The organism is Pseudomonas sp. P39-UII1 (genome assembly GCF_039672635.1).
In the GTDB taxonomy this organism is placed as follows: domain Bacteria; phylum Pseudomonadota; class Gammaproteobacteria; order Pseudomonadales; family Pseudomonadaceae; genus Aquipseudomonas.
Window position 1 is genome coordinate 1 of the sequence record NZ_JBDFPP010000012.1, and the last position, 18,354, is coordinate 18,354.

An 18,354-nucleotide genomic window follows, 5' to 3' on the forward strand; every position below is an offset into this window, starting at 1 on the left:
TATCGGCGCTTGGGTGTTGAAAGGAGGAGGGGTGATTTCTCCCACGGTCTGTACTGCTGCGAACAGTCAGAAGCGAGCTATGTCCCTCCTCCTCCCTTCAAGTCCTACCATACAAGCGGGCTTGCCCCGCGAAAGGGCCGGCACTGTCAAAAGCGATTTCCAGCCCCCACAAAAAAGCCCCGGTCTCCCGGGGCCTCTGTTGCCAAGGCGTCTGCCTACGCCTGCCCGGTACGCTCGAAGCGCCTGGCCAGCAACAGGTAAGCGAGGATCCCCAGCACGCCATGGGCGGCCACGAACCAGAGTGCGTTGTGGAACGAGCCGGTGCTGGCCACTACGTAGCCGATCACCAGCGGGGTGATGATGCCGGCGATGTTGCCGATGCCATTGAACACGCCCCCACACAGGCCGACCATTTTCTTCGGCGCCACGTCCGAGAGCACCGCCCAGCCCACCGCCGCCAGGCCTTTGCCGAAGAAGGCCAGGGTCATCATGGCGATCACGGCTGCGTTGCTGTCGACATAGTTGGCCAGCACCAGGGTGGTGGATAACGCCATGCCGATCACGAAGGGAGTCTTGCGCGCCCTGGACGGGTGCACGCCACGGCGGATCAACCAGTCGGAGACGAAGCCGCCGAGAATGCCACCGGTAAAGCCGCAGATGGCGGGCAGCGCCGCGACCCAGCCGGCTTCCATGATGGTCATGCCACGGCCCTTGATCAGGTAGATCGGGAACCAGGTGATGAAGAAGTAGGTGAGCGCGGTGATGCAGTACTGGCCCAGGTACACCGCCCACAGGTTGCGGCTGGTGAACAGCAGCGCGAGTTCGGCGCGGGTCGGCTTGCTCTTGGCGGTCTTGCGTTCTTTTTCCAGGTCGACCAGTGCGCCACCCTCGCGCATGTAGTCGAGTTCTTCACGGCTCAGCCCGGGTGCACTGTGCGGTTCGTGGTAAAGACGGAACCACACCACGCTCAACACTAACCCCAGCACGCCCATCCAGATGAACACCTGCTCCCAGCTCAGGGTGTGGGTCATCCATGCCATCAGCGGCGCGAACACGACCACCGCCATGTACTGCGCCGAGTTGAACATCGCCGACGCGGTGCCGCGCTCGCGGGTGGGGAACCAGCAGCTGACGATGCGCGAGTTGGCCGGGAAGGCGGGCGACTCCACCAGGCCGAGCATGAAGCGCATCGAGAACAGCGCAACCGCCGCCGACACACCTGCCAGGCCCATCCAGCCGACCGTGCCTTGCAGCAGCGTGAACAATGACCAGAGGATCAGGCTGATGCCATACACGCGCCGCGCACCGAAGCGGTCCAGCAGCCAGCCACCGGGCACCTGGCCGAGGGCGTAGGCCCAGGCGAACGCGGAGAAGATCATGCCGAGCATGACCGGGTCGAGGCCGAGGTCGTTGAGTACCTCGGTGCCGGTGATCGACAGGGTGGCGCGGTCGGCGTAGTTGATTACGGTGATGACGAAGATCAGCGCCAGCACCAGGAAGCGATGGCGGCCGATCGCGGCCACCGCCTGCGGTGCGGCTACGGCGGATTTGCTGTTCATGTGAACCCTCTTGCTTCTCGGTGGAAGCGATTGTTCTTGTGGAAAGAAGGTGTGGCCTTGGGGTGTCGCTACTGGCCCTGTCGCCGGCAAGCCGGCTCCCACAGTGGTTGCAGCGCCCTGGGGTACAGCGCAGTGCCTGTGCCGGCGCCAGGCGTTACGCGCAGTTCGGTGGCACCTCACCGCGGAAACAGGCCGCCAGGTTGGCCAGCACCATCCGGCCCATTTCCAGCCGGGTCTGCAGCGTGGCGCTGCCACGGTGCGGCTGCAGGCTCACGTTGTTGAGGTCACGCAAAGCGGGCGGCACATATGGTTCATCGACAAACACATCCAGCCCGGCACCGGCAATCCGCTGTTCGCGCAACGCCTCCACCAGCGCGTGCTCATCCACCAACTTGCCGCGCGCCACGTTGATCAGGTAACCCTCCGGGCCCAGCGCATCGAGCACTTCAGCGGTCACCAGCACCTCGCCGCCATCGGCAGACGCCGCCACCACCAGTACATCCACCGAGCGCGCCAGCTCGACCAGGTCGGCGACAAAGCGGTAGCCGCAGCCTGGCTGTTCACGGCGCCCGTTGTAGGCAATGCGCATGTCGAAGGCGGCCGCGCGGCGGGCAATGGCCTGCCCCACCTGCCCCAGGCCGACGATGCCCAGCGCGATGCCACTGGCCTTGCGCGCCAGCGGCAGGTTGACCGTGCCCCACAAGCCATCACGCACCAGCCGTTCGCCCTCGCCCAGGCGGCGCAAGGTGCTGAGGATCAAGCCCATCGCCATATCGGCCACATCGTCGGTGAGCACACCGGGGGTGGTGGTCACGTGAATGCCGCGTTTCGCCGCGTGCTGCAGGTCGACAGCGTCGGTGCCGATGCCACTGATGGCGATTATTTCCAGCGCGGGCAGTTGATCCATCAAGGCATTGGACATGCCCTTGGCGCCGCCGGTGACCACCCCACGAATGCGCGGGCCGCACTGCTCGAGCAGCTGTTGCGGGTTGTCATGCTGGTACAGGCGATGCACTTGATAGGCGCTGACCAACTGCGCATCGATGGCATCGGGGACGGGTTGAGTCAGCAACAGTTCGACGGTGTGCTCGTTCATCGTTCGCATCCGGCAGTTCAAGGTCATGAGTCGATCCTAGGCCGGCATTCGATACAGGTCTAATATAGATACTGGATCGAATAATTCAGGAATTGAATCATGGAGCTGCACCAGTTGCGTTGTTTCGTGGCCGTCGCCGAGGAGTTGCACTTCGGCCGCGCCGCCACCCGCCTGCACATAACACAGCCACCGCTGAGCCGGCAGATCCAGCTGCTGGAGCACTCGCTCGGGGTGCTGCTGCTTGAACGCAACAACCGCCAGGCGCGGCTCACCCTGGCCGGGCAGAACTTTCTGGAAGACGCGCGGCGCATTCTGCAAATCGCCGAGTCGGCCAGCCAGTCGGCGCGGCGCATTGCCCATGGCGAGGCCGGCCGGCTGACGCTGGGCTTCACCGCAGTCGGTGCCTACAGCATGATCCCGCGCCTGCTGGTGCACGCGGGCCAGACTGTGCCCGACATCGAATTGGTGCTCAGCGAGCGTATCTCCGCGACCCAGGTGCATGACCTGGAGGCAGGCCTGATCGATGTCGGCCTGGTGCGCCAGGTGCTGCCCAGCGCGCGTGTGGAATACCTGCCGATCTATCGCGAGCCCTTTGTCGCCGCCCTGCCCGCCCAGCATCCGCTGGCGGCGCGCGAGCGCCTCAGGCCGAGCGACTTCGATGGGCAGCCATTCGTGATGTATAGCGCCAGCGAAGGGCGTTACTTCCATGACCGCCTCGCTAATCTGTTTGCCCGGCACGAGGTGCAGCCGCGTTACCTGCATCAACTTGGACAGACGCATTCGATTCTGGGTTTGGTGAATGTCGGGCTGGGGTGTGCGGTGGTGCCTGCTTCGGCACAGGCGTTGCGGTTGGAGCAGGTGGTGTTCAGGCCGCTGGTGGGGACGGACCAGCAGGCGGAGATTTTTTTGGCGTATTGCCGGGATAATCCGAACCCGGTGTTGGGAGCGTTTGTGGCAATGGCGCGGGCGTTTTTCGAGGCAGGGTGAAGGGGGCTGCTGTGCAGCCCAATCGCCGGCAAGCCGGCTCCTACAGGTTCCTCGCAGCCCGCAGAGCTATGGTGCGGCCATCGCCGGCAAGCCGGCTTCTACAGGTACAACACAGCTCTAGGAGCGGCGGCGGACTTGTGGGAGCCGGCTTGCCGGCGATGGGGCCTTGAGCCTCAGCGCACCAGGCAAGGCCGTTTGTTATCGAACGTCCACCCGGGGATCAGGAACTGCATCGCCACGCCATCATCCCGCGCCCCCAGCCCCATGCTGCGGTAACACTCATGGGCCTTGGCCAGTTGGTCTTCATCCAGTTCCACACCCAGCCCCGGGCGCTCGGGCACACGCACATGGCCGTCGACGATGCGCAGCGGGTCACGGGTCAGGCGCTGGCCGTCCTGCCAGATCCAGTGGGTGTCGATGGCGGTGATCTCGCCGGGCGCCGCCGCTGCCACCTGGGTGAACATCGCCAGGGAAATATCGAAGTGGTTGTTCGAGTGCGAACCCCAGGTCAGGCCCCAGTCGTTGCACATCTGCGCCACCCGCACCGAGCCCTGCAAGGTCCAGAAGTGCGGGTCGGCCAGGGGGATGTCCACCGACTGCAGCTGGATCGCATGGCCCATCTGCCGCCAGTCGGTGGCGATCATGTTGGTGGCGGTCGGCAGCCCGGTGGCGCGGCGGAACTCGGCCATCACCTCGCGCCCGGAATAGCCGTTCTCGGCGCCGCAGGGGTCTTCTGCGTAGGCCAGCACATCATGCTTGTCGCGGCACAGCGCGATGGCCTCTTTCAATGACCAGGCGCCATTGGGGTCGAGGGTGATGCGCGCTTCAGGGAAGCGCTCGGCCAGGGCCGTCACGGCTTCCATTTCCTCTTCGCCACGCAGCACACCACCCTTGAGCTTGAAGTCGCTGAAGCCGTAACGCTGCTTGGCCGCCTCGGCCAGGCGCACCACCGCTTCAGGCGTCAGGGCCTTTTCGTGGCGCACACGGAACCAGTCGTCATCGGCATCGGCCTCGTTGCGGTAGGCCAGGTCGGTCTGCTGGCGGTCGCCGATGTAGAACAGGTAGCCGAGCATCTTCACCGCATCGCGTTGCTGCCCTTCGCCGAGCAGCGCCGCCATCGGCACGTTGAGGTGCTGGCCGAGCAGGTCCAGCAGCGCCGATTCGATGGCGGTCACCGCGTGCACGGTGATACGCAGGTCGAAAGTCTGCAGGCCACGGCCACCGGCATCGCGGTTGGCGAAGGTCTGGCGCATGGCATTGAGCACGCGCTGGTAGTGGCCGATCGGCTGGCCGACCACCAGGCTGCGGGCGTCTTCGAGGGTCTGGCGGATCTTCTCGCCACCGGGCACTTCACCCAGGCCGGTGTTGCCGGCGCTGTCGCGCAGCACCACGATGTTGCGGGTGAAGAACGGGCCATGGGCACCACTGAGGTTGAGCAACATGCTGTCATGGCCGGCCACCGGGATCACGCGCAGGTCGGTGACCACAGGGGTGCTGGTGTGAAGGGCGGGCGTGGTCTGCATATTCATGGTTGTCATCTCGCAGTCATCAGTGGGTCTGGCCCAGGGCCGAAGGCGCCTTGAGCTCATTGGAAGGGGCGCCCTTGGGGCGAAGGCGGACGAAGAACACCGCGATGGCCGCCAGCACCGAGGTCACGGCCAGGCCGTAGAGCCCGCCCTGGATCGACCCGGTCTGCTGCTCCAGCAGGCCGAAGGTCGTGGGGGCGACGAAGCCGCCAAGGTTGCCGACCGAGTTGATCAGGGCGATTACCGCCGCGGCGATGCGCGCATCCAGATAGCCCTGGGGGATCGGCCAGAACAGCGACGAGGCCGACTTGAAGCCGATGGCGGCAAAACACACCGCAACAAAAGCGAACACCGGCCCGCCCGTGGTCGACATGAACATGCCGATGGCCGCGATCACCAAGGCACCGGCCACCCAGGCCTGCTGGAACTTCCAGCGTGCCGAGCCGGCGGCGAAGGCGTACATGGCCAGGATCGAGATCAACCATGGGATCGAGTTGAAGAACCCGACCTGCAGGTCGCTCAGGTCGCCCATGCGCTTGATGATGCTCGGCAGCCAGAAGGTCGCGGCGTAGATGGTCAGCTGGATGCAGAAGTAGATCAGGCAGAACAGCACGATCTGGCGGTCCTTGAGCAGGCTCCAGGACGACACCTTGAGCGTACCGACCGCCTCGCGCTCACGCTGCTCGCGGTCGATGGTTGCCACCAGCGCATCTTGCTCGGCCTTGCTCAGCCACTTGGCGTCATGCGGTTTGGAGTCCAGCCAGAAGAACACGAAGAAGCACAGGGTGACCGACGCCATGCCTTCGATGAACAGCATCCACTGCCAACCGTGCATGCCCAGGCCCTGGATCTGCATCAGCGCGCCGGCCAAGGGGCCGGAGATCAGCGAAGCCAGCGCCGAGCCGCTGAGGAAGATGGCAATCGCCTTGCCCCGCTCGGCCGCGGGCAGCCAGCGGGTGAAGTAGTAGATTACCCCAGGGAAGAAGCCCGCTTCGGCAACGCCGAGCAGAAAACGCAGGACGTAGAACTGGGTTTCGGTCTGCACAAAGGCCATGGCCGTGGCCACCAGCCCCCAGGTGAACATGATGCGGGTCAGCCACAGGCGCGCACCGACGCGTTGCAACAGCATGTTGGAGGGCACTTCGAACAGCGCGTAGCCGATGAAGAACAGCCCGGCGCCAAACCCATAGGCCGCGGCACTGATGCCCAGGTCGCTTTCCAGGTGCGGGCGGACGAAGCCGATGTTGACGCGGTCAAGGTAGTTGACGATGAACATGATGACGAACAGCGGCAGGACGTGGCGCTTGACCTTGGCCACGGCGCTGGCCAGCACGTCGCCGCCAGCCCGGGCAGACGGATCGAGGGTGTCGTTCACAGGTGGATCTCCCACTAATTGTTTTTGTGCGGGTCGAGGGGTCTTGCATGACAGTGGGCCAGAGCATAGGCGCGTGATGGTTGTACGACAAGATGCCAATTAGTGCTCAAAAGGCAAAATACAAGCTGATAAAACGCATAAATGCGGCGAATTAGCACCGAAATCGTTTGCTGCCTTTACGCCATGCAACGAAAAAAGCAGCAGAAATTATTTTTATCCGCTAGCTTGTCGTACAAGTTGAATCACCTGTCGGATGAAGTCTCATGTCCCAGCCGCCACGCAAATACGGCCACAGCCGCGCCCACGACCTGGTCTCCAGCCTGACCCAGCAAATCCTGCTGGGGACCTTCAAACCGGGCGACAAACTGCCTTCGGAAAACACCCTCGTGCGCGAACACGGTGTCAGCCGCACCGTGGTGCGCGAGGCCTTGTCGAAGTTGCAGGCCTCAGGCCTGGTGGAGCCGCGCCACGGTATCGGCACGTTCGTGATGGCGCGCCCGGCGCAGGCGGGGTTGCGGGTAGGTGTGGAAAATGCCGCCAGCGTGCGCGACCTGCTGGAGCTGCGCATCGGCCTGGAAGGCCAGGCCGCGGCCCTGGCCGCCACCCGGCGCAATGACGAGCAACTGCTGCGTATGCGCCAGGCATTGGACGATTACCAGGACCTGGCCGCTGCGGGTGACAGCTGCATCGAAGCGGACCGGCGCTTCCACCTGCTGATCGCCGAGGCCACGGGCAATTTGTATTTCAGCGAGATGATGGCGCAGTTGGGCAATGGCCTGATCCCGCGCAACCGCATGGCCATCGCCGAACGAGCCGGGGCTAAGCTTGCCCGGCATGCGTACCTGGCCAACCTCGAGCATGAGGCAATCCTCAACGCCATCCGCCGGCAAGACCCGGATGCAGCCCGGGCGGCGATCTGCCTGCACCTGTCCAACAGCCGGGACCGGCTGCTGCCGGATTAGGCCTCTGGCAAGCGACTGTCTTGTGTTGCCTGGGCGGGCCTCATCGCTGGCAAGCCAGCTCCCACAGGTAGTGCATAGGGCTTGAGCCGATGCGGTCTTCTGTGGGAGCGGCCTCGCCGGGGCGCCGGACCGGTCGGATAGGGCTGCAAAGCAGCCCCAACAATGCCGGGCGGCTCACACCATGACCGTGTCAACAGCAGCCCATCACCAGGTCAGGCAGATCTTGCCGAAATGCCGGTTGCTCTCCTGGTAACGGAACGCCTCGACGATCTGCTCCAGCTCGAAGTGTTTATCCACCACCGGCCGCAGCCCGTTGGCATCGATTGCCCGGACCATCGCCTGCTGCTGCGCACGGCTGCCCACCAGCACCCCTTGCAGGCGGATCTGCCGCACCAGCGCCTGCACCAGCGGCAGCTGCCCGGCAACGCCGGTGAGGATGCCGATCAACGACACATGCCCACCGATTTTTGCCGCGATCATCGACTGCTCCAAGGTCGCCGGCCCGCCTACTTCGATCACATGATCGACGCCACGGTTGCCGGTGAGCTCACGCACCGTCTCGCCCCAGGCCGGGGTGGTCTTGTAGTTGATCAGGTGGTCGGCACCCAGGGCTTTCAGCCGCTCGAGCTTGGCGTCGCTGGACGAGGTGGCGATGACCGTGGCGCCTGCCAGCTTGGCGAACTGCAGGGCAAAGATCGACACGCCGCCGGTGCCTTGCACCAGCACGGTATCACCGGGTTTGAGGTGGTCGTCGCTCATCAGCGCGCGCCAGGCAGTAAGGCCGGCGGTGGTAAGTGTGGCGGCCTCGGCATGGCTGTAGCCTTTGGGCGCCAGGGTAAAAGAGGTGGCGCGGGCGGTCACTTGCTCACGGGCATAGCCATCGATGCCATCGCCCGGCACGCTGGCGAAGCCTTCGACCAGCGCCTGGCCGTCGAGCCAGTCTGGGAAGAAGGTGCTGACCACGTTGTCGCCGACCTTGAACTCGCTAACGCCAGCGCCGACCGCAGTCACTTCGCCAGCGCCATCGGCCATGGGAATACGCCGCTCGCTCGGGCCCCACATGCCGCTGACCACGGCGAAGTCATGGTAGTTGAGGGAGCTGGCGTGCAAGCGCACGGTGATCTCGCCGGCCTGGGGCGCGGCGGCGTCGTGGGTGCCGACTTCGACCTTGTCGTAGCCGCCGCCGGGTTGGACGTAGATGGCTTTATGGGTCATGGCGGGTTCTCCATTTGGGAAAAGACTGGGGTTGAGCATAGACAGTGCGGGCCTCATCGCGGGCAAGCCCGCTCCTACAGATGCTGCGTTGCCTGTAGGAGCGGGCTTGCCCGCGATGAGGCCCGCCCTGACTCAAGAAAATTCAGCCCAACAACGCCCGCAAAGCCCGGCAATCCGCCGCATGCCAGTCCACCAGCTCCGGCCACGGGTTGTCCGGCAGGTTCACCAGCACCGTACGCGCCCCCGCCGCTCGCCCGCAATCCAGATCAAAACGGTAGTCGCCCACCATTACCAGCTCGCTCGGCGCCACGCCCCAGGAACTGGCGATCTTCAGCAAGCCGTCCGGGTTGGGCTTTGGCGCTGCTTCGTCACGGCCCAGGATATGCTCGACGGCGAAGCAGTCCGCCAGGCCGATCGCCTCCAGCGTGACATGCGCCAGCTCACGCGCGTTGCGGGTGAGAATACCCAGCCGGCAACCCCGCCCCGCCAGTTCGCGCACCAACTCCACCGCACCTGTGGCGGCGGTCGAAGCAACCGCCAGGTCGCGCTCGTGCTCCAGCAGCCAGGCATGCTTGGCTGCAGCCTCCGCCGCCGGCAGCGCTGCCAGGTGGGTGAGGATGTCGTCCTCGGGCGGTATCTCCAGCGCCTCGCGGATCGCGGCAAAATCGTGCACCGCCACGGTGAGGGTGCCGTCCATGTCGAACACCCAGTTGCGGATATCGGCCAGGCTCATGCCCAGTCCTTGCGATGGCGGATCAGACCTTCCTGGGTGGACGAGGCCACCAGTTGCCCGGCGCGGTTGTAGATACTGCCCCGGCAGAAACCACGGGCGTTGCCAGCCCAGGGGCTGTCGGTGGCGTACAGCAACCAGTCATCGGCGCGCAGGTTGCCGTGGAACCACAGCGAATGGTCGAGGCTGGCGATCTGCATATCGCGCTGCCACACCGACCTGCCATGGGGCTGCAGCGACGTGGTCAGCAGGCCGAAGTCCGAGGCGTAGGCCAGCAGGTACTTGTGCAGCGCCGGGATGTCCGGCAGGTTGCCGTCCGCGCGGAACCAGGCGTACTTCACCGGGTCGCCGGGCTTGGGGTTGAACGGGTCGCGCTCGGTGACCGGGCGAATCTCGATCGGCTTGGCGCACAGCACCTTGTCACGGATGCGCTCGGGCAACTGGTCGGCCATGGCGCGGGCCAGTTCGACCTCGCTCGGCAGGTTCTCCGGCCCGACCACATCAGGCATCTGCGCCTGGTGCTCGAAGCCCTGCTCGTCGTACTGGAACGACGCGCTGCAGGTGAAGATGGGCTGGCCCTTCTGGATGGCCGTTACCCGCCGGGTGCTGAAACTGCCGCCATCACGCACCCGGTCGACCGAGTACACCACCGGCAAGCTGGCGTCGCCCGGGCGCAGGAAGTAGCCGTGCAGCGAATGCACGTGGCGCGCGTCCTCGACCGTCTGGCTGGCCGCCGACAGTGACTGGCCCAGCACCTGGCCGCCGTACAGCTGGCGGAAGCCCAGGTCTTGGCTGCGCCCACGGAACAGGTTCTCCTCGATCGACTCGAGGCTCAACAGGTCGACCAGGTCGTCCAACACATGACTCATCGGGGGTTCTCCTAGCAAGGCATCACAGCTCTACAGCGCTTTCATGAAGGCGAATGATACAGGGTTTGTCATGGGTACTCCGCATGGCGGCTCATTCAGTGCGCAAGGTCTGCTCCCAGCGGGGACGGTCGATGCGGTACAGCACGTGAGGGCGCAGGGGGTGGCCACTGGGCAGGCGCGGGTGCTCGAAACTGCCCTGCAGGTCCTGCACCATGCCGATGGCCTGCATGACCTTCTGCGACGGCAAATTGCGCTCGCTAGTGAACGACACCACTTCCGCCAGGCGCAATTGGGCGAAGGCACAACGCAGGCAGGTCCACGCCGCCTCGCTGGCAAAACCCAGGCCCCAGTGCCGCCGGGCCAGGCGCCAGCCGATCTCCACCGCCGGTGCAAAGGGCGCCTCGAAGTTGACGTTGAGCAGGCCGGTCATGCCGATGAAGGCACCGCTGTCCTTGCGCTCCAAGGCCCACAGGCCGAAACCGTACTCGCTGAAATGCCCGCGAATCCTGCCGATAAGTGCCGCCGCCTCCAGCCGCGTCAGGGGCGCCGGGAAGTAGCGCATGACGTGCGGGTCGGCGCACATGGCAGCGAACTCGCGCAAGTCGTCGTCCTGCCATTGGCGCAACACCAGGCGTGCGCTGTCCAGTTCGAGGATGGGGGTCATGGGGCGTGCTCCGGTTTTACTGTCCTGCAGTTTAAAGCGTAGGCGCGGCGCACGCTTTTACCCACCCGCCAACAACTGGCAAGATCAGCGCTGGCCCCGATTGCGAAACCACCATGCCGTTGCCGCTGATTTACCACGATGACTACAGCCCGGAGTTCCCGCCCGAGCATCGCTTCCCGATGGACAAGTTCCGCCTGTTGCGCAACCACCTTGTCGACAGCGGGCTGACCACCGACCAGGCCCTGCTGCGCCCGGAAATCTGCCCCAACGACATCCTCGCCCTGGCCCACGACCGCGGCTACATCGAGCGCTACATGAACGGCGAGCTGTCACGCGAGGACCAGCGCCGCCTGGGCCTGCCCTGGAGCGAGGCCTTGGCCCGGCGCACCGTGCGCGCAGTGGGTGGCTCGCTGCTGACCGCCGAGATGGCCCTGCAGCACGGCCTTGCCTGCCACCTGGCAGGCGGCACCCACCACGCCCACTACGACCACCCGGCAGGTTTCTGCATCTTCAACGACCTGGCGGTGATCAGCCGTTACTTGCTGGAAGCCGGCCGCGTGCACCGGGTGCTGATCTTCGATTGCGACGTTCATCAGGGCGACGGCACGGCGCGCATCCTGCAGGATACGCCCGACGCCATCACTGTATCGCTGCACTGCGAACAGAACTTCCCGGCACGCAAGGCCCACAGCGACTGGGACATCCCCTTGCCACGCGGCATGGGCGATGCGGCCTACCTGAAGGTGGTGGAGGATGCGCTCAACTACCTGTTGCCGCTGTACCAGCCCGACCTGGTGCTGTACGACGCGGGGGTGGACGTGCACCAGGACGATGCCCTCGGCTACCTGCAACTCACCGATGCCGGCCTGGCCGCGCGCGACGAGCTGGTCATGCGCCATTGCCTGGGGCGGGATATACCGGTGGTCGGCGTGATCGGCGGCGGCTACAGCAAGGACCGCGAAGCGCTGGCCAGGCGCCACGGCATACTTCACCACAGCGCGGCAAAGGTCATCAGTTGTTCACAATGACTGTGGAACCGCTTGTGGATAACCTGAGCGAAAGGGGCTGCAGCCCAAAGCCTGCGTGGCTTGCAGCAGGCTGATCATTTTTTGTTCAGTGCTTCCATAGGCCCGGCTGCGCTAGAATGCGTAACTTTTCCACAGCCTGTCGCCCGCCATGTCCGATTTTCACCCCGCATCCCCTCCCCTCGCCGTCGTCATCGGCGGGGGCCCTGCCGGTTTGATGGCCGCTGAAGCGCTGGCCCAGCAAGGCCTGGCCGTGCAGGTGTTCGACGCCATGCCATCGGTGGGTCGCAAGTTTCTGCTGGCAGGTGTCGGCGGCATGAACATCACCCATTCGGAACCTTATCCACAGTTCGTTGCGCGCTATGCCGAGCGCCAGGACGCGATTGGCCGGCTGCTGCAAGACTTCGACGCCGATGCCCTGCGCCAGTGGATTCACGGCCTGGGCATCGAAACCTTCGTCGGCACTTCCGGCCGCGTGTTCCCCACTGACATGAAAGCCGCGCCGCTGCTACGCGCCTGGCTCAAGCGCCTGCGCGACAATGGAGTAGTTATCCACACCCGTCACCGCTGGCTGGGGTGGAATGCCGATGTCAGCTTGCGGCTGGCTTATCCACAGGGTGAGTTGAACGTGAAGGCCGATGTGCTGGTACTGGCGTTGGGTGGTGGCAGCTGGGCAAGGCTTGGCTCGGACGGCGCCTGGGTGCCACTGCTGGCCGAGCAGGGTGTGGATATCTCACCGCTGCAGGCGAGCAACTGCGGTTTTGAAGTGGCGGGCTGGAGTGAGCTGCTGAAAGGCAAATTTGCCGGCGCACCGCTGAAGAACATTGCCCTGAGTGTACCCGGCAAGGCGCCGCGCAAAGGCGAGTTCATCCTTACCGCACAGGGTGTCGAAGGCAGCCTGGTGTATGCCTGGTCGGCGCCGCTGCGCGAAGCCATCAACCAGGAAGGCCAGGGCACGCTGCTGCTCGACCTGCTACCGGACAAGCCTGTGGACAAAATTGCCCAGGCCCTGGCCAAGCCACGGGGTTCAAGGTCGATGGCCAAGCACCTGCACAGCCAGTTGGGCATCGATGGCGTGAAGGCGGCGTTATTGCGTGAGCTGACTGATCAAGCGACGTTTGCCGATATGGCTGCACTGGCACGGGCGATCAAGGCGTTGCCGATTACGCTGGTGCGCACGCGGCCGCTGGACGAGGCCATCAGCAGTGCCGGTGGCGTGCGCTTCGAGGGGTTGGATGAGGGTTTGATGGTGAAGGGGATGCCTGGGGTGTTCTGTGCCGGCGAGATGCTGGACTGGGAAGCGCCGACCGGCGGGTACCTGTTGACCGCGTGCTTTGCCAGCGGGTTGCGGGCCGGGCGGGCGGCGGCGGATTGGCTGGCGCGGTCTGCCTGACGCAACGCCGGGGCCGCTTTTGCGGCCCCAACATCCTCAAGGCTTGCGCTTTTTCGGCCCGGTATTGAAGCTCGGCACTTTACGCACCGCCTTGACCGGCGCCTCGTCGGCGCTGTCCATCCAACGCCCCAAACCGCGCTTGGCGCTGTTTTCTTTCGGCTTCTTCGGTTTCTTCGGCTTCTTGATCACCTGGCCACTGGCATCGGTCATCGGCACCCGGTGATCCGGGATGAAGTCCGGCTCTTCATGGCGCGGCAACGTCTGGCGGATCAGCGTTTCGATCGTTGCCAGTTGCTGCACTTCATCGGCGCACACCAGCGAGATCGCCTCACCCTTGTTGCCGGCACGGCCCGTGCGGCCGATACGGTGCACGTAATCTTCGGCAACGATCGGCAGGTCGAGGTTGACCACCAGCGGCAGGTCGTCGATGTCCAGGCCACGCGCGGCCACGTCGGTGGCGACCAGCACCTGAATTTCACGGGCCTTGAAGCTGTCCAGCGCACGTTGGCGGGTGGCTTGCGGGCGGTCGCCGTGAATACCGTCGGCGTTCACCCCCTCGGCCAGCAGGCGCTCGACCAGTTGGTCCACGCCATTGCGGGTCTTGGCGAACACCAGCACCTGTGTCCAGCGCTGCTTGCGCAGCAGGTGGCAGAACAGGTCGGCCTTGCGTTTCTTGTCCACCGGTACCAGCCACTGCTTGACCGTAGTGGCGGCAGCGTTGCGTGGGCTGACTTCGATGCTCAGCGGGTCATTCAGCGCCAGCCCGGCCAGCACGCGGATCTGCTCGGAGAAGGTGGCAGAAAACAACAGCGTCTGGCGTTTGCGCGGCAGTGCTGCGTATACCGATTGCAGCTCTTCGGCAAAGCCCAGGTCGAGCATGCGGTCGGCTTCGTCGAGCACCAGGGTCTGAACCTGGTTGAACTTCACCGCATTCTGGCGGAACAGGTCGAGCAGCCGGCCTGGGGTAGCCACCAACAGGTCGACACCCCGGCGCAGGCGCATCATCTGCGGGTTGATGCTGACCCCGCCGTACACGGCGTAGGTGCTCAGCGGCAGGTTTTCGGCGTATTCACGCACATTGTTGTGCACCTGCTCGGCCAATTCGCGGGTGGGCACCAGCACCAGCGCGCGGATCGAGTTGCTGGCCACCTTCTCCCCTTCCAGGGCCAGGCGCTGCAGCACCGGCAGGGCAAAGCCGGCGGTCTTGCCGGTGCCGGTCTGGGCTGCGGCCATCAGGTCGCGGCCGGCCAGCACCGCGGGAATGGCCTGGGCCTGGACTGGGGTCGGGGTGGTGTAGTCCAGTTGCTGCAAGGTGCGCAGCAACGGTTCGATCAGGCCGAGTTTGGCGAAATTCATGGCAATACCGTCAGGGGGTTCAGCGAAGGCGGCAAGTTTACCGCAACACCCCGGCTTACTTGCAGATTTCGCCCTTCAGCGGTTGCTCGGGCGCTGCCGGCTTGCGCCACTGCGGCAGGCCGATCAGCACCACGGCGCCGATGATCACCGCTATTGCCAAGCATTCCTCGGCACCAATCTGCTCACCGGCAAAGACAATGCCCAGCAACACCGCGACCGCCGGGTTGACGTAGGCGTAGCTGGTGGCCGCTGCCGGCCGCACATTCTTCAGCAGGTACATGTAGGCACTGAAGGCCAGGATCGAGCCGAACAACACCAGGTAGGCCAACGCGCCCCAGCCGGCCGCCGTCGGCATCTGGGTCATGCGCTCGCCCGAGAGTGCGCTGCCGAGCAGCAGCGCCGCACCACCCACCAGCATTTCTGCAGCGCTGGCCATCGGGCCCTGGGGTAATGGCAGGCTTTTGCTCCACACCGAGCCAAACGCCCAGGAGGCGGCAGCGAACACGATCAGCGCTGCGCCGATGGGGCTGGCCTGCAGGTTGGAACCCAGGTTGAGCAAGCCGATGCCGAGCAGGCCAAGCAGGATGCCGGCCCATTCCAGGCGCGAATTGCGGTGGCCGAACAACAGGCCGAACAGCAGCGTGAACAGTGGCACCGTGGCCACCGCCAGCGCCGCCACACCCGAGGCAACACCCGCGTGTTCGGCCACGGTTACCCCGCCATTACCGCAGCTGAGCAGCAGAAAGCCGACCGCCCCCGCCGCACGCCATTGTTGCCAGGTTGGCGCCGGCACACCGCGCCAGCGCAAGAACCCGTAAAGCAGGCCACCGGCGATGACAAAGCGCACCCCTGCCATGAGCATGGGAGGCCAGGATTCGACGCCGATGCGGATGAACAGGTAGGTAGAACCCCAGACCAGGTACAAGGCCAGGAAGGCGCCAATGAGCAATAACGGAAAGCGGCGGGAGGCAGGCATGGTGGGAGGCTCGAAAAATCCGTTTACGGGGGCCTAGTTTAGGAAGTTGTTTGCGCGAACTTAAGTTACAAAACGGGATTAATTGAGCGGCACACATCGGGGGTGCATGGCTGAGGGTTTTTGGGGAGTTCGAGATCGAGCGCCGCCCGCGCGGCGCATCGCGAAGCGCTTGCCTTAGGATCTTCAGCGCCTTTGAGATCGAGCGCCGCCCGCGCGGCGCTTCGCGGGGCAAGCCCGCTCCCACATTTGTTGCAACGTGCCATGGCCTGATAGGCCATAGTTGTCAGCCTTGGTGGCTCGACGAGGTTTTTCGGCTGGCACTGCTGCCGCCTCACCTGTCTTCAGTCATGCGCCAAGGCGGACAACCATGGCCTGACTGGAACGGCGCGTTGCAACAAATGTGGGAGCGGGCTTGCCCCGCGAAGCGCCGCGCGGGCGGCGCTCGATCTCAAGGCCAATAAAAAACCAAGCCAGGCACCCAAAGCCCCACACCATCAATGCTTCAACAACAAACGCCCTTCGATCGGCACATACCGGCTCGCCGCACGGATCAGCGACATCGCGGTCAACCCTGGCACGCCATACACCACCGCCTCGGCGCCATGGCGCTGGATTACCCGCTCCAGCAACAGATCGAAATCACCATCACCCGACGCCAGCACCACCTGGTCGACGCGGCTGGCTGCATCGATCACATCAAGGGTGATGCCCACATCCCAGTCACCTTTCGCCGAGCCGTCGCTGCGCTGAATGAACGGTTTGAGGCGCACGTCGAAACCCAGGTTGCGCAGGATCTGCTGAAACTGCTGCTGCTTGCTGTCACCACGGTCGATGGCATAGGCCACGGCTTCGACGATCTCGCCCTCGCGGCTGACCTCGTTCCACAGCGCGGTGTAGTTGAAGTGGCAGCCGTGGGCTTGGCGCACGGTGTAGTAGAGGTTCTGCACATCGGCGAACAGTGCGATTTTCTTCACTACATACCCTCGGCTGAAAGGGGCGCGAAGCGCCCCCCAAAAAGGCCTGCAGTATGCCAGACCGATCAGACGAAGGTGTCGTCGTCCGAGAAGAACCCGCCATCATCGTTGCCATAGTCGGTGTCGGCAAAGCCACCCTGGTCATTGCCCCAGCCACCGTTGTCGGCCACCTGCGGCTGCGCACCCTGGTCCTGCCAACCGCCGCTATCGCTGGCCGGCGCTGGCTCTTCCTTGATCACTTCAACCACCTCCTCCGGCTGCGAATGGTGGTTGAACAGGCTGCTGACACCTTGCGCCAACAGTACGCCACCGGCCACGCCGGCCGCAGTCTGCATCGCACCGCCCAGGAAGCTGCTGGCACCGCCACGGGCAGGCGCGGCGGCAAAGCCGGGTTGCGCGGCCTGCGGCTGGGAAAAGCCCGGCGCGCTCGGCTCACGCCAACCGCCGCCAGAGGCAGCTGGAGCGGGCGGCCGCTGTAGCTGCTGGGGTTGTGGGGCAGGCTCCGGGTTGCGCGCACCCGAGCCAAAGATGCTGGACAGGAAGCCGCCGCCGCTGTTGTTGCCGCTGGCGCGGGGTGCTTCGGCCTGGGCGCGGGCCTGCTTGAGCTCGGCTTGCAGTTGTTTGTTCTGCTCGTCCAGGCGCTTGAGCGCGGCCTCCTGCACCAGGATCGCCTGGGCCATGTAGTAAGGCGCCGCAGGCTGCTGACGCAGGTGCTCCTCGATACGCGCCTGCGCCTGCGCGTCACGCGGCTGGCTCGGGTCTTCGGCTTGCTTGATGCGGCCGAACAGGCCGTCGATCAGGGTTTGTTCTTCGGAATTCATGGGCTACCTCATGGGGAAGCGGGACGTCGGACGTGTCAAAGATGGGGCGCGCGGGCAAAGGATTCAATCACCCGGCCGGTGAAACTTTTTTCAGCAAGTGACTGCTCTGGGCTAAAGTTAGGCCCCTGCTTTTACTGCCATGCGATGTTGACTGATGAATCCGCTGAGCGTTCTGCGCGACTCCCTGCACTTCTTCCGCCACCACCTGACCAGCATCATTGCCCTGTGCTTGCCGCTGGTAGTGCTCGAGGCCCTATTGACCCAACTGCTGAACCGGCAGATGGCCGACCAGGCCTCGCCTGCCTACGGCATGCTGGTAAGCCTGCTGTTCTACCCGCTGTACAGCGCGGCGCTGATCCTCTACCTCGACACCCGCAGCAATGGCCAGGATATTTCCAGGCGCGACCTGTTCGCCCGCGCCGTGCAGTTGTGGCCGCAGCTGGCGCTGCTGCTGCTGATCAGTTCGCTGCTGATCATGGCCGGCCTGGCGTTATTAATCGTGCCGGGCGTGTGGATCATGATCAACCTGGTGTTCGCCGAGTACCTGCTGGTGCTGCGCGGCCTTCCGGTGGTGCAGGCGATGCGCGAAAGCGCGCGCATGACCACCGGGCATTTCATGCGCATCTTGATCTGCGTGGTCAGCGTACTGGCACCGATCTGGCTGATCGAGGGGCTGCTGCTGATGGCCTTCCCGGAACCGGCGCCTGGTGTGGTGCTGGCGATCAACAGCCTGAGCGGTTTCCTGCAGCTGTTCAGTACCGTGGTGCTGTATCGCCTGTTCATGTTGCTGGAGACAGAAGCCACCGCTTGAGCACCCCGCAACCTG

General features: G+C 64.7%; 17 protein-coding genes. 5 read left to right on the forward strand and 12 right to left on the reverse strand.

The genetic code is table 11. The features are described from left to right. Positions 1 to 215: 215 nt before the first annotated feature. Both ABEH27_RS16175 and ABEH27_RS16180 read right to left on the reverse strand, forming a co-directional pair. Entirely contained in the window at positions 216 to 1,559 is a 1,344-nt protein-coding gene (locus tag ABEH27_RS16175; RefSeq protein WP_346614570.1) for an MFS transporter, read from the reverse strand. 154 nt (positions 1,560 to 1,713) lie between these two features. Further along, the gene (locus ABEH27_RS16180; RefSeq protein ID WP_346614571.1) at positions 1,714 to 2,655 is read right to left on the reverse strand and encodes a 2-hydroxyacid dehydrogenase; all 942 of its coding nucleotides are present in this window, start codon (positions 2,653 to 2,655) and stop codon (positions 1,714 to 1,716) included. A gap of 99 nt (positions 2,656 to 2,754) precedes the next feature. On the opposite strand from ABEH27_RS16180, the gene ABEH27_RS16185 reads away from it, so the two are divergent. After that, positions 2,755 to 3,642 carry a LysR substrate-binding domain-containing protein gene (locus ABEH27_RS16185; RefSeq protein ID WP_346614572.1) on the forward strand — a complete coding sequence of 296 codons (888 nt, stop codon included), beginning with the start codon at positions 2,755 to 2,757 and terminating at the stop codon, positions 3,640 to 3,642. 173 nt (positions 3,643 to 3,815) lie between these two features. Here the strand turns inward: ABEH27_RS16185 and gudD are convergent, their stop codons facing one another. Then, positions 3,816 to 5,171, reverse strand: coding sequence for a glucarate dehydratase (gene gudD / locus ABEH27_RS16190; RefSeq protein ID WP_346614698.1), 1,356 nt, complete (start codon positions 5,169 to 5,171; stop codon positions 3,816 to 3,818). Between the two features lie 19 nt (positions 5,172 to 5,190). After that, the gene (locus ABEH27_RS16195; RefSeq protein WP_346614573.1) at positions 5,191 to 6,543 is read right to left on the reverse strand and encodes an MFS transporter; all 1,353 of its coding nucleotides are present in this window, start codon (positions 6,541 to 6,543) and stop codon (positions 5,191 to 5,193) included. 263 nt (positions 6,544 to 6,806) lie between these two features. On the opposite strand from ABEH27_RS16195, the gene ABEH27_RS16200 reads away from it, so the two are divergent. Further along, the gene (locus tag ABEH27_RS16200) at positions 6,807 to 7,505 is read left to right on the forward strand and encodes a FadR/GntR family transcriptional regulator (protein WP_346614574.1); all 699 of its coding nucleotides are present in this window, start codon (positions 6,807 to 6,809) and stop codon (positions 7,503 to 7,505) included. A gap of 204 nt (positions 7,506 to 7,709) precedes the next feature. Here ABEH27_RS16200 and ABEH27_RS16205 read toward each other — a convergent pair whose 3' ends face one another. The 4 genes from ABEH27_RS16205 to ABEH27_RS16220 all read right to left on the reverse strand — a co-directional run bounded on the left by ABEH27_RS16205 (position 7,710) and on the right by ABEH27_RS16220 (position 10,983). Beyond that, positions 7,710 to 8,720 (reverse strand): NAD(P)-dependent alcohol dehydrogenase, encoded by a 1,011-nt coding sequence (locus ABEH27_RS16205; protein ID WP_346614575.1) that lies wholly within the window; start codon positions 8,718 to 8,720, stop codon positions 7,710 to 7,712. A 142-nt stretch (positions 8,721 to 8,862) separates the two neighbouring features. Continuing rightward, on the reverse strand, positions 8,863 to 9,453 hold the full coding sequence (locus ABEH27_RS16210; protein ID WP_346614576.1) for an HAD family hydrolase: 591 nt from the start codon (positions 9,451 to 9,453) through the stop codon (positions 8,863 to 8,865). Beyond that, positions 9,450 to 10,319: an acyl-CoA thioesterase II gene (gene tesB / locus ABEH27_RS16215; protein WP_346614577.1), complete on the reverse strand. Its 870-nt coding sequence runs from the start codon at positions 10,317 to 10,319 to the stop codon at positions 9,450 to 9,452. The genes ABEH27_RS16210 and tesB overlap by 4 nt, the downstream gene beginning before the upstream one ends. A 91-nt stretch (positions 10,320 to 10,410) precedes the next feature. Next, positions 10,411 to 10,983, reverse strand: coding sequence for a GNAT family N-acetyltransferase (locus ABEH27_RS16220; protein WP_346614578.1), 573 nt, complete (start codon positions 10,981 to 10,983; stop codon positions 10,411 to 10,413). Positions 10,984 to 11,096: 113 nt separating this feature from the next. On the opposite strand from ABEH27_RS16220, the gene ABEH27_RS16225 reads away from it, so the two are divergent. Both ABEH27_RS16225 and ABEH27_RS16230 read left to right on the forward strand, forming a co-directional pair. Beyond that, positions 11,097 to 12,011 (forward strand): histone deacetylase, encoded by a 915-nt coding sequence (locus ABEH27_RS16225; protein WP_346614579.1) that lies wholly within the window; start codon positions 11,097 to 11,099, stop codon positions 12,009 to 12,011. A gap of 148 nt (positions 12,012 to 12,159) precedes the next feature. Then, on the forward strand, positions 12,160 to 13,401 hold the full coding sequence (locus ABEH27_RS16230; RefSeq protein WP_346614580.1) for a TIGR03862 family flavoprotein: 1,242 nt from the start codon (positions 12,160 to 12,162) through the stop codon (positions 13,399 to 13,401). Between the two features lie 36 nt (positions 13,402 to 13,437). On the opposite strand, the gene ABEH27_RS16235 is transcribed toward ABEH27_RS16230, so the two are convergent. The 4 genes from ABEH27_RS16235 to ABEH27_RS16250 all read right to left on the reverse strand — a co-directional run bounded on the left by ABEH27_RS16235 (position 13,438) and on the right by ABEH27_RS16250 (position 17,528). Then, positions 13,438 to 14,757, reverse strand: coding sequence for a DEAD/DEAH box helicase (locus tag ABEH27_RS16235; protein WP_346614581.1), 1,320 nt, complete (start codon positions 14,755 to 14,757; stop codon positions 13,438 to 13,440). Between the two features lie 55 nt (positions 14,758 to 14,812). Further along, positions 14,813 to 15,733: a drug/metabolite exporter YedA gene (yedA, locus tag ABEH27_RS16240; protein WP_346614582.1), complete on the reverse strand. Its 921-nt coding sequence runs from the start codon at positions 15,731 to 15,733 to the stop codon at positions 14,813 to 14,815. A 494-nt stretch (positions 15,734 to 16,227) separates the two neighbouring features. Beyond that, entirely contained in the window at positions 16,228 to 16,707 is a 480-nt protein-coding gene (locus ABEH27_RS16245) for an NYN domain-containing protein (protein WP_346614583.1), read from the reverse strand. 65 nt (positions 16,708 to 16,772) lie between these two features. Beyond that, positions 16,773 to 17,528: a DUF2076 domain-containing protein gene (locus ABEH27_RS16250; RefSeq protein ID WP_346614584.1), complete on the reverse strand. Its 756-nt coding sequence runs from the start codon at positions 17,526 to 17,528 to the stop codon at positions 16,773 to 16,775. A gap of 154 nt (positions 17,529 to 17,682) precedes the next feature. Between ABEH27_RS16250 and ABEH27_RS16255 the strand changes: the two genes are divergently transcribed. Beyond that, the gene (locus ABEH27_RS16255; RefSeq protein WP_346614585.1) at positions 17,683 to 18,339 is read left to right on the forward strand and encodes a YciC family protein; all 657 of its coding nucleotides are present in this window, start codon (positions 17,683 to 17,685) and stop codon (positions 18,337 to 18,339) included. Positions 18,340 to 18,354: the final 15 nt, after the last annotated feature.